The 16,197-nt window shown below is 39.8% G+C and carries 13 protein-coding genes; 12 read left to right on the plus strand and 1 reads right to left on the minus strand.

The window, feature by feature from the left end; genetic code table 11:
• The 4 genes from rpmF to ABYK33_RS01615 form a co-directional block, all read left to right on the plus strand.
• The coding region (gene rpmF / locus ABYK33_RS01600; protein WP_373031200.1) for a 50S ribosomal protein L32 at positions 1-145 on the plus strand (145 nt) is incomplete at its 5' end.
• A 5-nt stretch (positions 146-150) separates the two neighbouring features.
• Positions 151-1,140, plus strand: a complete 990-nt coding sequence (gene plsX / locus ABYK33_RS01605) for a phosphate acyltransferase PlsX (RefSeq protein WP_373031154.1) — start codon at positions 151-153, stop codon at positions 1,138-1,140.
• A gap of 132 nt (positions 1,141-1,272) precedes the next feature.
• Positions 1,273-2,295, plus strand: coding sequence for a beta-ketoacyl-ACP synthase III (locus tag ABYK33_RS01610; protein WP_373031155.1), 1,023 nt, complete (start codon positions 1,273-1,275; stop codon positions 2,293-2,295).
• Between the two features lie 9 nt (positions 2,296-2,304).
• Positions 2,305-3,117: a YmdB family metallophosphoesterase gene (locus tag ABYK33_RS01615; protein ID WP_373031156.1), complete on the plus strand. Its 813-nt coding sequence runs from the start codon at positions 2,305-2,307 to the stop codon at positions 3,115-3,117.
• 19 nt (positions 3,118-3,136) lie between these two features.
• Here the strand turns inward: ABYK33_RS01615 and ABYK33_RS01620 are convergent, their stop codons facing one another.
• A complete protein-coding gene (locus ABYK33_RS01620) occupies positions 3,137-4,978 on the minus strand; it encodes a DNA polymerase III subunit gamma/tau (protein ID WP_373031157.1) in 1,842 nt (613 codons plus the stop codon).
• Between the two features lie 95 nt (positions 4,979-5,073).
• Between ABYK33_RS01620 and ABYK33_RS01625 the strand changes: the two genes are divergently transcribed.
• The 8 genes from ABYK33_RS01625 (at position 5,074) to ABYK33_RS01660 (ending at position 16,148) form a co-directional block, all read left to right on the plus strand.
• On the plus strand, positions 5,074-5,943 hold the full coding sequence (locus tag ABYK33_RS01625) for a neutral zinc metallopeptidase (protein ID WP_373031158.1): 870 nt from the start codon (positions 5,074-5,076) through the stop codon (positions 5,941-5,943).
• 118 nt (positions 5,944-6,061) lie between these two features.
• A complete protein-coding gene (gene leuS / locus ABYK33_RS01630) occupies positions 6,062-8,503 on the plus strand; it encodes a leucine--tRNA ligase (protein WP_373031159.1) in 2,442 nt (813 codons plus the stop codon).
• A 24-nt stretch (positions 8,504-8,527) separates the two neighbouring features.
• Complete coding sequence (lptE, locus tag ABYK33_RS01635; RefSeq protein ID WP_373031160.1) at positions 8,528-9,043, plus strand: LPS assembly lipoprotein LptE; 516 nt, start codon at positions 8,528-8,530, stop codon at positions 9,041-9,043.
• Complete coding sequence (locus ABYK33_RS01640; RefSeq protein ID WP_373031161.1) at positions 9,040-10,206, plus strand: folylpolyglutamate synthase/dihydrofolate synthase family protein; 1,167 nt, start codon at positions 9,040-9,042, stop codon at positions 10,204-10,206. Before lptE ends, ABYK33_RS01640 begins: the two co-directional genes overlap by 4 nt.
• Positions 10,193-13,165 (plus strand): transcription-repair coupling factor, encoded by a 2,973-nt coding sequence (mfd, locus tag ABYK33_RS01645; protein ID WP_373031162.1) that lies wholly within the window; start codon positions 10,193-10,195, stop codon positions 13,163-13,165. The genes ABYK33_RS01640 and mfd overlap by 14 nt, the downstream gene beginning before the upstream one ends.
• Before the next feature lie 67 nt (positions 13,166-13,232).
• The gene (locus ABYK33_RS01650; protein ID WP_373031163.1) at positions 13,233-14,393 is read left to right on the plus strand and encodes a sensor histidine kinase; all 1,161 of its coding nucleotides are present in this window, start codon (positions 13,233-13,235) and stop codon (positions 14,391-14,393) included.
• Positions 14,393-15,109, plus strand: coding sequence for a response regulator (locus ABYK33_RS01655; RefSeq protein ID WP_373031164.1), 717 nt, complete (start codon positions 14,393-14,395; stop codon positions 15,107-15,109). Before ABYK33_RS01650 ends, ABYK33_RS01655 begins: the two co-directional genes overlap by 1 nt.
• A gap of 91 nt (positions 15,110-15,200) precedes the next feature.
• Positions 15,201-16,148 (plus strand): AAA family ATPase, encoded by a 948-nt coding sequence (locus ABYK33_RS01660; protein ID WP_373031165.1) that lies wholly within the window; start codon positions 15,201-15,203, stop codon positions 16,146-16,148.
• Positions 16,149-16,197 lie beyond the last annotated feature (49 nt).

The following is a 16,197-nucleotide window of genomic DNA, read 5'->3' on the forward strand; positions in this document are numbered from 1 at the left end:
ACGTGTGAGTCACACAAGAGCAGCGAAAAGAAGAACACATTACAAATTGACATTACCAATGCCAGTTAAAGATGCAGATGGAACATGGAGAATGCCTCACCACATGAACATGACTACCGGTGAGTACAAAACAACTAAAGCGTAATCTAGATGATTAAAATCGCGATTGACGCTATGGGTGGGGACTTCGGTCCTGAACCCATCATAGAAGGCGTGGTTCAAGCACTTGAAACAGAAAAATTCCTCCCTATTTTAGTAGGTAACTCAGAAGAGATCCGTTCTTTCCTCCCTCCATATTATGCAGATAAAGTTGAAATTGTTGAAGCCTCAGATATTATATCTATGAGTGATCAGGCAACGAATGCATTGAAACGTAAAGATTCATCTATTTTCAAAGCAGTAGAACTTGTACGAGATAAAGAAGCATCTGCTGTAGTTTCAGCTGGGCACAGTGGGGCAACGATGACACTGGCTACATTACGTATAGGGCGTTTACCGCATATTTCAAAACCGGCATTGGCAACATTGATGCCAAGTGTTACGGCTGATAAAACTTTGGTACTGGATGTAGGGGCTGTGACAGACTGTACACCTCAAAATCTATATGAGTTTGGTGCGATGGGTGAAGCGTATGCACAAAAGATCATGGGAATTTCAGTACCTAAAGTAGGGCTCTTATCTAATGGATCTGAAGACTCTAAGGGGAATGCTTTAACAAAAGAAGCCTTTAAGTTACTCAAAAATCTTGATGGTTTTGTAGGTAACGTGGAGGGACGTGACATCTTCAATGGAAATGTGAATGTTGTGGTATGTGATGGCTTTACCGGTAACATTTTACTTAAAACAAGCGAAGGTGTTGTATCCACCATCTTTACACTTATGAGACAACATATTCGTAAATCATTGCCGGCAAAGATCGGTGCATTGATGATGAAAAGAAAAGTGTTTGGAAATATGAAAAAGCAAGTTGACTATGCTGAGTATGGTGGAGCACCACTATTGGGCATCAATGGATGTGCGATCATCAGCCATGGTAGCTCTAATGCAAAAGCGATCAAAAATGCGATTTTCCAAGCTATCAGATATACAGAATCTGATGTAAACAGTACGATAGAAGACCTACTTTCAAACGATAAATAATCCTTCTAACTTCAGCCCCTGTGCTAACAGGGGCACACTTTAAATAATCAACACACTTCTCCCTAAATTTTAGAATCCTTCTTGGAAAATTATGGTAAAATAAGGCATATAATTTATGGCTTAAGGATAACTATGTCACAAACAAAACCAGTATATGCTTCATTTAGATCTATAGGTGCATACGTGCCTGAAAAGATTTTATCTAATGCAGATCTTGAGAAAATGGTAGATACAACAGATGAATGGATCGTGAAGCGTACAGGTATCAGCGAACGTCGTATAGCTGCAGATAATGAGTATACGAGTGATATGGCTGCCAAAGCGTGTGAGCTTGCCATAGAACGTTCCGGTATACCAAAAGATGAGATAGATCTGATCATTTGTGCTACAGTAACACCGGATTATTTTAACATGCCATCAACGGCATGTATCATTTCAGACAAGATCGGTATTAGAGATGTTCAGGCATTTGATATCTCTGCTGCATGTAGTGGATTTGTTTATCTTCTTTCTGTAGCTAAAGCATTTATAGAATCAGGTATGAAGAAAAATGTGCTCATCGTTGGATCAGAAAAGTTTTCTTCCATTGTTGATTATACAGATAGAGGTACCTGTATATTGTTTGGAGATGGTGCAGGGGCTGCAATGATCTGTGCTACTTCAAATAAAGAAGAAGGATTTGTTGATCTACATGCAAGTGCTGATGGGTCTTATGCAGACTTCTTGGTGACACCTGCGCCTGGTGCTATTCACCCTGCGAGTCAGCAAGTGATTGATTCTGGGCTTAATTTTGTGCAAATGAAAGGGAATGAAACCTTTAAACTTGCAGTAAAAACACTTACAAAAGATGTGAAAGAGATATTGGCAAAGAATGAGATAAACTCAGATGATATACCACATTTTATTCCGCATCAGGCAAATTATCGTATTATCAAAGCAGTAGGTGATGCATTGAAAATGAAAGAAGAGCAAGTGGTACTGACTGTGGGTAAATATGGAAACACTTCAGCCGCTTCTATTCCTATGGCGATCAATGACATCTGGGAGTCTGGTAGACTGCAAACAGGTGAACTTATGTTACTTGACACTTTTGGTGGCGGACTGACTTGGGCAAGTGCTTTACTTCCTTTTTCCGGCAAAGCAATCCAAAAGTAGGTCATAAATTTGAAAATAGGGTTTATTGGTGATATTGTAGGTAAACCTGGGCGCTTGATCATCAAACGTCATTTAACACGTCTCAAGCAAGAACATTTTGTAGATTACATGATAGCCAACTATGAAAATGCAAGTCATGGTTTTGGTTTAACAGAAAAAAACTGTATTGAACTATTGGGTTATGGCATCGATATGATGACAGGCGGTAACCATAGTTTTGATAAAAAAGAGATACTTAACCTCTTTGATACCTATCCTCTCATTCGTCCTATGAATTACCCGAAGGCAACACCTGGTAAGGGTATCTATGAAACCACTGTCTTAGGACATAAAACAGCCATTTTAAACCTTATGGGACATTACACTATGCCTATGGTCGATAATCCTTTTACGATGATCGTAGAAGTGGTTAAAGAACTCAAATCACAGGGGATCAAACATATCATTCTTGATATGCATGCTGAGGCAAGTTCTGAGAAGCAGGCACTTTTGCATATGCTCAAAGATGATGTCTCTGCGATAATCGGTACGCATACTCATGTAGCTACAGATGATCTGCAGGTGAGAGACGGTTGTTGTTATGTGACAGATGTGGGACTTACGGGTTGCTGTGACGGGGTGATAGGTATGGACATTGAGGTACCTATGAAACGTTTTCTTACAGGACTTGGAGGACATTTTGATGTACCTGATGAGTGTAGATCAATTTTGCAAATGGTTGTGTTTGAACTTGATGATGACGGATACTGTGTTGCTGCTGAGAAAATTAAGATCTATGATGATAAACCAAAAATAGTCACGACGGCGTGGATGGATACCTAAGGATAAAAGATATTTCCCCTTAACTGTTTCGTTTGATCCTTACTTTCTTTGGATCAAAGAGGGCAATAGCCTCTTTGATCATAGGCTCTTCAAGTAATGTAGAAGGGTCTTTCTCTTTTGCTGCTTCCGTTTCTCCAGCTTCGGGTGCGATACAGGAACTTTTCATTTCAATATCTTCTATCATTGAAGCAGAATCTGCATCCTGATGCGCAGGTTTCTCTTCTTCTTGAGGTGCTTCTTTCTCTACAGTTTGTGTATCAACTTTTTTTTTAGGGGTATTGATGATTTTGGTTTCAAAACCAAAAATATCTTTCACAAACATATTGATAAGGCCCCAATGTGTAATGAGTGTTTTTTTATCTGCACCATCAGCCATCGAGCCCCATGTAAGTTTATTGTCTGCAAAGCTTTCAAACGAAATATTACGTTCAAAACATGCACCCAGGTCATAGTCTCTATCATAAAGCTTTTTGACAAGTGTATCAAATGTTTTTTGATGAGGATCTACTTGAGGTGTAATCGATTTTGGAGCTACTGGTGCTGTTTCTATGCTTGGCTGCTGCTCAACGACAGGCACTTCTTCTTTTTGTATAGGAAGCGCATCCGTCTCCTCTATAAGGGCTTCTTCTACTGCCGGAGAAGAAATTTCGGGCATTTTTTCTTCTGCAGATGCTTTTTCTGTAGGATGTGTAACAGGAAGTGTTGCGATGATCTCATCTTCAGTAATGGTAATGACTGCTGGTGGCACAGAGAGATCTGGAGAGGGAGTGGTTACCATGATCTCAGAAACTTCAACACCTTTGAGTTCTTGTTCCAAACCACGTATCATGGTATCAATATCTTTGATCTCTAACGACTCCATCATTTTAAAAAGTGACAAGGAGAGAACGAACTCACTATCACTGCCAAGAGAGAGTAAGCTTTTAGACTCTGCAATTACTCTAAAAAAACGCTCTATGATCATAGGGCTGAAGTTACCTTTGCCATTAAGAAGCAAGTCTTTGAGGTAGAGGGTCAGTTCATCCAGTATCATCTCCGCTTCATAGTCTGCAGCCATTTTAATAAAGGCTAAAATCTTTGTTGTATCTTTTGCCATAATATCAGAGAGTAACGCTTCCAAATGGCTTGGTTCTATGATGCCAAGCATCCCCGTCACCGTGTTCAGGTCTACAAAGTTTTTAGAGTAGACAATGGCTTGATCCATCAAGGTGAGAGAATCTCTCAAACTTCCTGCACCGGAACGTGCAATGATATCTAAAGCAGCTCTTTCATACTCTATGTTTTCAAGATCTAAAATGTGCTCTAAATGCTTCAGTACAAGATTTTGAGGAATCTTTTTAAATCTGAAATGCTGTGTACGCGAAAGGATGGTGGCAGGCAATTTTAGCGGATCTGTTGTTGCCAGGATGAACTTCACAAAATCAGGTGGCTCCTCAAGTGTTTTGAGCAGAGCATTAAAAGCCTGGTTTGTAAGCATATGTACTTCATCAATGATAAAGATCTTGTAACGTGCAGAGCTTGGTTTGTATTTGGTGTGCTCGATGAGGTCTTTGATATCATCAATACCACGGTTGGAAGCAGCATCCATTTCAATGATATCCATATGGCTGCTTTCACTTGCCATGACACAATGTGCACAGGTGCTGCAAGGGTGAGAAGTAGCACCTGTTTCACAGAGTAACGCTTTAGCAAAGATACGTGCTGTAGAGGTTTTTCCGCTTCCTCTGAGTCCAGAGAACAGGTAGGCATGAGAGAGTCTGTTTCCATCAAGTGCAAGGGAGAGTGTTTGTGACACGGATTCTTGTCCTATGAGGTCATCAAAGGTGGCAGGACGGTATTTTCTTGCTAAAGCTAAAGACAAACAGACTCCTTGGTTTCATTGCTATTATTGTAGTTAAATTTTACTTTTGATTGGTATAATTGAGAGTATAATATAGAATTTAAAAGGCAACCCTTATGAAATGGAAAGGCGGCAGAAAAAGTTCCAATGTCGATGATAGAAGAGCTACATCGAGTAGGAGGCACGGTACACCGTCCATAGGAACGATTATGATGATATGGCCTATCATCAAACCATTACTTAAAACAAAATTGGGTTGGGTGATCATCGGTTTAGGTGTTGCAGCATATTTTGCCGGATTTAATCCACTTTCACTGGTCGGAATGGGAGGCAGCACTTCAGCACCGGTCAATCAAGTTCAAGATGATAAAAATGCCGCTTTTATTTCTACTGTTTTGGCCAGTACAGAAGATGTCTGGACAAAAGAGTTACGTGGCTACAGAGAACCGGTGATGGTACTTTACCGCGGAGGAACGCAGAGCGGATGCGGTTTTGCCAATTCTGCGGTCGGTCCATTTTACTGCCCTGCTGATCAGAAAGTGTACCTTGATCTTAGTTTCTTTGATGAACTGTCAAAAACACATGATGCGCCCGGTGATTTTGCTCAGGCTTACGTGCTGGCTCATGAGATAGGACACCACATTCAGAACCTGCAGGGCACACTTTCCAAAGTGCAAAAAGCCAAACAGCAATGGGGTAACTCCAAAAAGGCTAATGCGTTGCAGGTAAAGGTAGAACTTCAGGCTGACTGTTATGCCGGGGCATGGGCACACCATGCACATAAGCGTTTTAACATTCTTGAAGAAGGAGATGTAGAAGAGGCACTTAGAGCCGCGAGTGCCATCGGTGATGATACCCTGCAGAGAAAATCTACCGGTACGGTCAGACCGGATGCATTTACCCATGGAAGTTCGAAACAGCGTGTAGAATGGTTTAGAAGAGGGCTTCGTACTGGTGATGTGAGAGAGTGTAATACGTTTAAGTAATTTCTCTTCATCCTTCTTGATCCCGGGAATAACGGGGTCTATGAGGTATCAATTCATCTCTAACCCCATATTAGATATAATCCCCTTAATTAAATAATCACAACATAAGCGAGAAAATATGAGTTACAATCCAAGTGAGATTGAAGCCAAATGGCAAAAGAAATGGGATGATGAGAAGGCTTTTGAACCTGATGATGCCTTAACAAGAAAGAAAAAATATATTTTAAGTATGTTCCCGTTTCCAAGTGGTCGTTTACATATGGGTCATGTACGTAATTACGCTATAGGTGATGCCTTTGCGCGTTACTACAGAAAACAAGACTTTAATGTGCTTCATCCTATCGGTTGGGATGCTTTTGGTATGCCTGCTGAGAATGCTGCCATCAAACACGGACGTCATCCTAAAGACTGGACGTACTCGAACATTGATTATATGAGAAAAGAGCTCAATACGCTTGGACTTTCATTTTCTAAAACACGTGAGTTTGCTACCTGTGATGAACTCTACACGAAGTGGGAACAAGAGTTTATCATCAAAATGTTTGAAGAGAAACTGCTTTACCGTGAGTCTACGACTGTAAACTGGTGTGAAGACTGTCATACTGTTTTGGCAAATGAGCAGGTAGAAGAGGGATGTTGTTGGCGATGTGATAATCCTGTAGAGCTTAAAGAGATGCCAGGGTACTACCTGGATATCATTAAATATGCAGATGATTTGTTAGATGATTTAAAAGAGCTTGAGGGCAAATGGCCAAATCAAGTACTTACCATGCAGGAGAACTGGATAGGAAAATCTCAGGGGCTTGAGTTTGAATTTGAACTAAGTGAAGCGAGTAAAGCTAAACTAGGTGGAAAGTTTGATAAATATACAGTGTTTACGACACGTCCAGATACGATTTATGGAGTGACGTACTCTGCACTTGCTGCTGAGCATCCTATTACAAAATATTTAATAGACAATGGTCTACTCTCTGCTGATGTGGTTGAAAAAATTACAACTATCAAAAATATGACAGAAATAGAACGTGCAAAAGAAGGTAAAGAGGGGTATGACTTAGGTATTACGGTTATCCACCCTCTTACCAATGAAGAGATACCGGTATGGACAGCGAACTTTGTACTTGCATCTTACGGTGGAGGTGCTGTCATGGCTGTACCTGCACATGATGAGCGGGACTTTGAGTTTGCGAGTAAGTATGATCTTCCTATCAAAAGAGTCATTAGTGGAGGGGAAGAGCTTCCTTACACGCTTGAAGGTGAACTTGTTGATTCGGCAGCATTTACAGGGTTAGGTAACTACGAAGCCAAGGCCAAGATCATTGCTATGTTTGAAGAGACAGGATTTGGTAAGGGTACGACAAACTTTAAACTCAGAAACTGGGGTGTAAGCCGTCAGCGTTACTGGGGAGCACCTATACCGTTTGTACATTGTAAGAATTGTGGACTTGTACCTGAAAAGATAGAAAACCTTCCTATTGCACTGCCGGAAGATGTAGAGATCACAGGTGAGGGTAATCCTCTGGAGAACCATCCTACATGGAAAAACTGTGCTTGTCCAAAATGTGGTGAAGAGGCGATTCGTGAGACAGATACGCTGGATACTTTTGTACAGTCAAGCTGGTACCAGTTCCGTTATGCAACCAATCCTAAGAAGTGGAATGAAGTAGGTATAGACAAGGTAGAGGCAAACTATTGGTTAGGTGTAGATCAGTACATCGGTGGGATAGAACATGCTATCTTACACTTGTTGTATGCACGTTTCTTTACGAAAGTACTTCGTGACCTTGGTTACCATGACATCAATGAGCCTTTTGAAAATTTATTGACCCAAGGTATGGTACTGATGGACGGTGCAAAGATGAGTAAGTCTAAAGGGAATACTGTTGATCCGGATGCACTGGTTGAAAAGTATGGTGCAGACACAGCCAGACTTTTTACCCTTTTTGCTGCACCACCGGCTAAAGAACTTGAATGGAATGATTCAGCAGTAGAGGGTGCATTTAGATTTATCAAAAAACTCTATGACAGAAAAGAGAAAGTTACGCAAAACACTTTACCTGAGGTAGATCAAGGGTCTTTGAGTAAAGAGTCTAAACTTGCACGTGTGAAAGTCTATGAAGCATTACAGAAATCATCTGATGTGTATGAGAAGACTTTTGCATTCAATACACTTATCGCAGCCTGTATGGAAGCACTGAATGCCTTGGATAAACAAGATGATGGGACTGTTTGGACTGAAGGGTTGTATATTATGCTAAACCTTCTTGAACCTATCATCCCTCATGTAACGACTGAGCTCAGTGAAGAATTGTTCGAACGTAAGAATTTACAAGCTGTCCTTGAAGTGAAAGAAGAAGTTTTTGTTCAGGAGAGTGTGTTGTATGTAGTAATGATAGGTGGCAAAAAACGTACTGAAATAGAGATGAGCCCTTCTGCTACACAAGATGAGATATTAGCTGCTGCAAAAGAAGCTGGAGCGAAATGGCTTGAGGGTATGAGTATTGTTAAAGAGATCGTTGTGCCAAATAAATTAGTCAACTTGGCTGTAAAACCGAGTTAAAAAATGATGAGAAGAGAGAAAAGTATGAATACTATTGTAAAATTTTGGATGACTGTCAGTATGGTACTCCTTGTAAGTGCTTGCGGATATAAACCCTCTTCCCATATGATCAAACATGTCTTTTCAGATAAAGTGTATGTAGAAGTACTGGTTGATAGGGCAGAACCTGAAAATGCACCTTTCCTTAAAGACGAGATGAACCGTTTGGTCTACACGCGCTTTAAAGGACATGTAGTCTCTAAAGAACAGGCAGAGACCCAACTTCGTCTCTCTTATGCAGGAAGTACGTTTACAGCGCTTGCATATAAAGATGGTTATGTGACACGTTACCGTGCAAATATCAGAGTGAATTTTGATATGGTAACGAAAGAAGGTAAGCTCAATAAAACTATTACAAGTATCCATGAAACCGATATTCAGGAAAGTTCACTGGCCTCTTCCGCGCTTAGAACAGAAGCTATCCGTGTAGGATTGGCAAAAGCATTGGATGAGTTCTTAGCCTATGCGAGTGCTAAAGGGATGTTAAAAGAAGATAAATGATGAACCCTTTTAATAGCTTTCTTGAAGCTAAGCCTCTTTATTATAAAGAGATAGACCATGAGCGTGTGCATATTGCTTACGGGATGTTGCAACCGCATATCCGGCAGCCAAGGACGGTACATGTTGTAGGAACCAATGGAAAGGGTTCAACCGGGCGTATGATGGCACATTTGGCATATAAAAGTGGTTTGACTGTGGGACACTTCTCTTCTCCTCATATTTTAAAATTCAATGAACGTATTTGGCTGAACGGCTGTGACAGTTCGGATAGAATGCTTGAAGAGGCACATCAAAAACTTTTTTCGATACTTGGTAGAGAGATGAGTGAAAAGTTGAGCTACTTTGAATATACGACACTGTTAGCTTTTATCGTATTTGAAAATTGTGATCTTATGATTTTGGAAGCAGGGTTGGGTGGAGAATTTGATGCGACAAATGTATGTGACAAAGCACTCTCAGTCATTACACCCATAGGCATAGATCATCAGGCTTTTTTGGGTGAAACTATAGGAGAGATCGCCGGTACGAAGATACGAAGTATACAACAAGCTTTATTATTGGCACCGCAAGTGTATGATGAGGTAGTTGAAGTTGCTAGAGAGATAGCAGAGGAAAAAGGTGCAAAATTATACCTTTCCCCATGCCCGACGGATAAGATGTCAGAGTTAGAAGTGATAAGTCAAGAAAAATCTTGGGGTAATTACTTGATAGAAAATGCTTGCGTTGCACTGCAAGCCTTAGATATTTTAGAGATCACTTATGACGTAAACGATCTTCGTTCACTCGAACTCTTTGGACGTTTCTATCCATTGACAGAAAATATACGCATTGATGTTGGTCATAACCCATTAGCTGCAAAAGCTATAGAAAAAGCATTAAAAGAAAAAGTAGTGCTTATCTATAACAGTCTTGATGATAAAGATTATGAATCAGTGTTACGGACACTAAAACCTAAAGTAAAACGTGTAGAGATCATCCCTATTGATTCACAAAGAGCGACGACCTTAAGTGAGATAGAAAAGGCACTGGAGAAAGTAGGTATGGATTATGGTTATTTTGAGAAAAAGATAGACAAAGATGAGCAGTACCTGGTTTTTGGTTCATTTTATGTTGTAGAAGAGTTTTTAAATAAGATGCAAAAGAAGATCAATGTACCAAAGTAATATTTACCAATACTTAGAAGCGTTAAAAGATGAAAAACTGCTTATCTGTAAAGATGACAAAGAAGCTGTACAAATACGGGATGTAGCAGTTCTTCTTGGTTTTGATACCTATGTTCTTCCCGACCTGCGTGTGAGTGTAGGTGAAGATCTGCGTGCGTATGATGAAGATGTACAGTTGTTGTTTATGCAGTTGGCTTCTTTTCATAAAAGCACAAAGAAAAAGGTCCTTATATCACCACTAAGAACTTTGCTTATCCCTTTTCCAAAAGCAGAATTGTTTGATTCTCAGTCTATAGAGTTTGGCGATTCTTTAGACTTGCAGAAACTCAAGGATACCTTGTATCAGTGGGGATATCATTTTACAGATATCGCGGCCAGTCGAGGTGAAGTCTCTTTTCGTGGGGATATCATAGACATTTACCCGATAGATGCAGATAAACCATATCGCATCTCTTTGTTTGATGAAGAAGTTGAGATGATCCAGCACTATGATGAAGGAACGCAAAAACGTTTAAGTGATGAGTTGGAGTCTTTGACCTTTATTCCCACATTTTTAGCATTAAACAAAACCCAACATGAAGCACTTAAAAACAGAACAGAACGAAGTACGTATGATACTTTTGTGAAAGACATTGATTCACTTGGACTATGGCATCTGGATGATCTTGGAGAAAGTGCTTTAACGCTTTTTGATGCTGTATGGGCATCTGCGTTAGATGATGAGCTGAAAGAAGTGTATGAGTTGGAGGAACCGCTTGTTCCAAGAAAGTCATTTTTACTACCCGCTATTCCGGAAGGAAATAAATATCGTGACCTCGAAGTAGTAAGTCCGAATAAACTTTTAGAGTCCCATAAAGACAAAAAGATCACAATCATTGCTAAAAATGAGAGTATCGTACGTGGTTCAGAACTGGATTCATTTGAGAATATAGAGTTTGTTTACCAAGAGGGTATAGTGAATCTTTTAGGTGCAGATAGACTTATACTCTCACTCAATAAACCTCTCAAACGAAAAAAGGTAAAGAAAGCCACTATCATACTTGATGAGCTTAAACCCGGTGATTATGTGGTGCATGAGAATTACGGTGTAGGTATCTTTAAAGGTATAGAAAAACGGGATGTACTGGGGGCTACCAGTGAATTTGTAGTGATGTTCTACCAAAATGAAGACTCACTGCTCATCCCTGTCTCAAATCTTGAAGTCATAGACCGTTATGTGGCTGAAGGCGGAACATTACCGATACTTGATAAATTAGGGAAAGCCAGTTTTAAAAAACTTAAAGCCAAAGTCAAAGAGAAACTTTTTGCCATCGCTTCACAGATAATCAACCTCTCTGCACAACGTCATTTGAAAAAAGGTATTACGCTCAAAAGAAATATGGAAGAGCATGCCATCTTTATGTCTGAAGCGGGTTTTGTACATACAGAAGACCAGGAACGTGCCATCAACGATATGTTGGATGACATGAGCTCTGGTAAGATGATGGATAGACTTTTGTCTGCAGATGTGGGATTCGGTAAAACAGAAGTAGCGATGAACGGGATGTTTATCGCAGTGAAAAATGGTTACCAGGCGATGATGATAGCGCCTACAACACTGCTTAGTTCTCAACACTATAAAAGTCTTAAAGAGCGTTTTTACGAGCACGGTATAAAAGTGGCCAAGCTTGACAGGTTTTCGACAACCAAAGAGAAAAATGCAACACTGAAAGGATTGGCAGAAGGGACCATAGATGTAGTCGTGGGAACCCATGCTTTGCTCAAAGCCAAGTTCAAAAATCTGGCTCTTGTAATCATCGATGAAGAGCATAAGTTTGGAGTAAAACAAAAAGAGGCACTTAAAGAGATAGCCATTGATGTGCATCTGCTTTCGATGTCAGCTACACCTATCCCCAGGTCTTTGAACCTTGCCATGTCTGATGTAAAATCTTTTTCTGAAATCCTCACCCCTCCTACAGAGCGTCAGGGGGTTCGTACGTTTGTGAAGAGCTATGATGATAAAGTGATCAAAGAGGCGATTCTTCGTGAAATGCGTCGTGGCGGACAGATATTTTATGTCTTTAATTCCATCGCTGGGATAGAAGAGAAGAAAAAACGACTCTTGGAGATACTCCCTAAACTGCGTATCGCTGTGCTCCACTCCAAGATCTCAGCCAAAGAGACCGAAGATGAAATGATGCTTTTTGAAGATGGTGAGTATGATGTACTGCTCTCTACATCCATTGTAGAGTCAGGTATCCATATGCCTCATGCCAACACTATGATCGTTGATGGTGCAGACAGTTTTGGTATAGCAGACCTACACCAGCTTCGTGGACGTGTTGGACGTGGAGGCAAAGAGGGGTATTGCTACTTTATGGTTACAGATAAAGAGCGTTTAACGGACAATGCTAAACGCCGCCTAGTTGCACTTGAGTCACACTCAGATCTGGGGAGCGGTGCTGTACTGGCTTTCCATGACCTTGAGATACGTGGTGGAGGAAATATTATTGGTGAAGCACAGTCGGGACACATTAAACAGATAGGGTATTCACTCTATTTACGTATGCTTGAGGATGCCATTAAAGAACTCTCTGGACAAGACAAGGAAGTGGCACAGAGTATAGACATGAAACTCTCTATTGATGCCTACCTCAATGAAGAACTCATAGAAGAGGACAGACTGCGTTTGGAACTTTACAGACGTCTATCTCTATGTGAAAGTACAGGTGAGGTCTATGAGATTGAATCAGAGATTGCAGACAGGTTTGGAAAACTTGATGTGATTACCAGGCAGTTCATCGATGTGATCGTGATGAAGGTGCTGGCAAGAGAAAGAGGCATTTCTAAAGTCTCTTCTTATGGTGAAAATGTCTTTATAGAATTTATAGAAGAGGGTAAAGAGAGAGTGGTACTCAAATCACGAAGTAAAGATGATGATGATATCATCGCTATTGCGATGGGCTACTTAAAAAAATAGTTTTATAAGCATCAACTAATCAAGCTCATAATATACTTGAATAGATAGTTTATAAAGGGTGTTGTAGTTGAAATTTTTTGAAGAAGAAGTATTAAAAGGTAAGTATTTTATACCCAAAAGTCGTGATAGACTAAGAGCAACGATGGTCAACTTGTTCATCTTGGTCGGTGCTTTTATCCTTCTGCTTTATGCGTATGAAAACCTGATCCAGGGTTACTATGTGATGTTGATGGTTGAAATGTTCATCATCACTATCCTGATGGTTGCCTATCTTATATTCCCTCACTATATAAATGTCACTCATACCTCCTATATGATACTTGGAGCACTTACTTTTCTACTTGCTATGTCATTGATCGTCCCAGATCAGGATCCTGAACTTTCACTGTTTTGGTTGGCTTCTTTACCTATATTTGTTTTCTTCTTTTTAGGAGTGGACAAGGGTATCCGGTGGAGTACGAACATGTTTTTCGTTTTATTGTTCATCCCTCTGTTCTCTTACCTGACAGGCGTCAAGTTCGTATATGAATGGGAACTGCTTTCTCAGATCGTTTTAGGGTATCTGGTTGTCTCTTATATGCTGTATGTCATCGAAAGTGAACGAAGTTCATATGAAGAGAGATTGAACATAGCACTTGAAGAGAATAAAATACTTTTTAAAGAGGTGCACCATCGTACCAAAAACAACATGCAGGTGGTCATGAGTCTACTTGAAAGCCAATCTTTTAAGATCGACGATCCCAAATATAAAAAAATGTTTGAAACACATGTAGACAGATTAAAGGCCATGAGTCTCATGCATAAAAACCTTTACAGTAATCACAGTTATGAAGAAGTAGATATACAGGAATACCTCGAAGAGATAGCCCAAAGTTTACAAACCTATACAGAGCACAATATCAACACTGATATAGAACCTATCATTGTAGATATGAAAATAGCCATGAATCTTGGTCTTATTTTCAATGAGGCTGTGACTAATGCCATAGAACATGCTTTTGGTGATGAGATAGGAAATATTGACATCTCTTTTAAGAGAGTAGGTAGACGATATAGTTTGTGTATAGAAGATAACGGTAAAGGATATGATACTTCAAAGACATACAAATCTTTAGGTTTGACCCTTATAAAAGATTTGAGTGCTACCTTCCCCAACAGTTCGATAAATATCGAGGGTGATAAAGGGGTTAAAATTAAGATCTTTTTTGATCAGGTAAAGGAGTTATAATGGGCTTACCTAAAAATATTGTCATAGTCGAAGATGAAGTGATCACCCAGCGTCATTTACAAGATATTCTTGCACAGGTTGATGTCAATGTATCGGGTTGTTTTGATAACGCTTCAAATACGATAGAGGCACTTAAAAATATCGACTGTGATATGATCTTGATGGATATAAATATTAAAGGTCCCGTGGATGGTATACAGTTATCTAAAAAAATTCTAGAAACCCATACACTTCCTATTGTCTTTATCACTGCGCATAATGATGATGCAACACTTGAAGAACTTTTAGAACTTGCACCGTACGGTTTTATAGGAAAACCTTTTTCAAGTAAAGAGATACTTGTCACACTCAAGATAGCCTATAAACGATATCTGATACATACAGAAGCATCTGGTGTAAATAAAACAAGTAATGAATCCAATGATATCGCTATCAACGAATACTACTCCTACTCACGCGATTTATCGGTGTTGTATTATGATGGAAAAGCCGTTAAAATGAATAAAAAGCAAAGTAAACTTATAGGGCTTTTAAGTCAAAATGTGAATCATACGGTTAGTTATGATGTCCTTATCTCACAACTATGGGAGGATGACACTGTAGCGGATTCTACACTGCGTACGCTGGTATATTCTGTACGAAAACTACTTCCTGATCTACCTATTATTTCTCATAGTAAAGTAGGGTATTCACTTCAAAGTTCACATTTAATTTAGTTTCGATGTTTATTGCAAGCATCACTAAATTATTAACCTTCAATTAACCTCACAAAAGTATACTTTCTATATCAAAATGTAGGAGAGTAACTTGAGTCAAATCATAGAAAATATCAAAACAGAAATTTCTAAAGTACTTGTAGGACAAGATAAGATGGTTGAAGGGCTTTTGGCAGGTTTACTTTGTCGTGGACATATACTACTTGAAGGTGTTCCAGGACTTGCAAAAACAACAGCTGTAAATGCTTTAGCCAAGACATTGGGACTAGACTTTAAACGTGTACAGTTTACCCCTGACCTACTCCCCTCTGACATTATTGGTACTGAGATCTATGATCCTTCTAACAATACATTTAAGATCAAGCAAGGTCCTGTTTTTACCAACCTTTTACTGGCAGATGAGATCAACCGTGCTCCTGCAAAAGTACAGTCTGCACTGCTTGAAGTGATGCAAGAGAGACAAGTCACTATCGGTGATGAGACATTTAAGATCGACCTTCCGTTTTTGGTTATGGCTACACAAAACCCGGTTGAACAGGAAGGTGCCTATGAACTTCCTGAAGCACAACTTGATAGATTTATGATGAAAGTGGTTGTAGGGTACAACACAAAAGAAGAAGAGTTGGAGATAGCAAGACGTGCTGCGAACAATACTTTTGGAGATATCCAACAAGTAGCAACGATTGATGACCTCAATAAGATCAGAGAAGAAGCGCTGCAAGTACATATGGATGAAGAGATAGAAGTCTACATCATTGAGCTTGTGGCTGCGACGCGTGACCCTAAGGCCTATGGTCTTGAAGAACTTGAAGCTTATATAGAGTTTGGAGCGAGTCCTCGTGCGAGTATAGATATGTACAAAGCTGCACGTGCGATCGCTTACCTGAAAGGGCAGGATTATGTTTCCCCTATAGAGATAGCATATATTGCTAAAGAGATCCTTCGTCACCGTATCATACTTTCTTATGAAGCACAGGCGGAAGAAGTGACACAAGATGAGATTATTGAGAAGATTTTAGCTGCTGTTCCGATTCCGTAGAGAATATAGAATGATGAAAACATATGTTTCTGAGGTGGCTACCGAAGCT

Origin of the sequence: Sulfurovum sp. (genome assembly GCF_041562805.1) — a bacterium.
Classification (GTDB): domain Bacteria; phylum Campylobacterota; class Campylobacteria; order Campylobacterales; family Sulfurovaceae; genus Sulfurovum.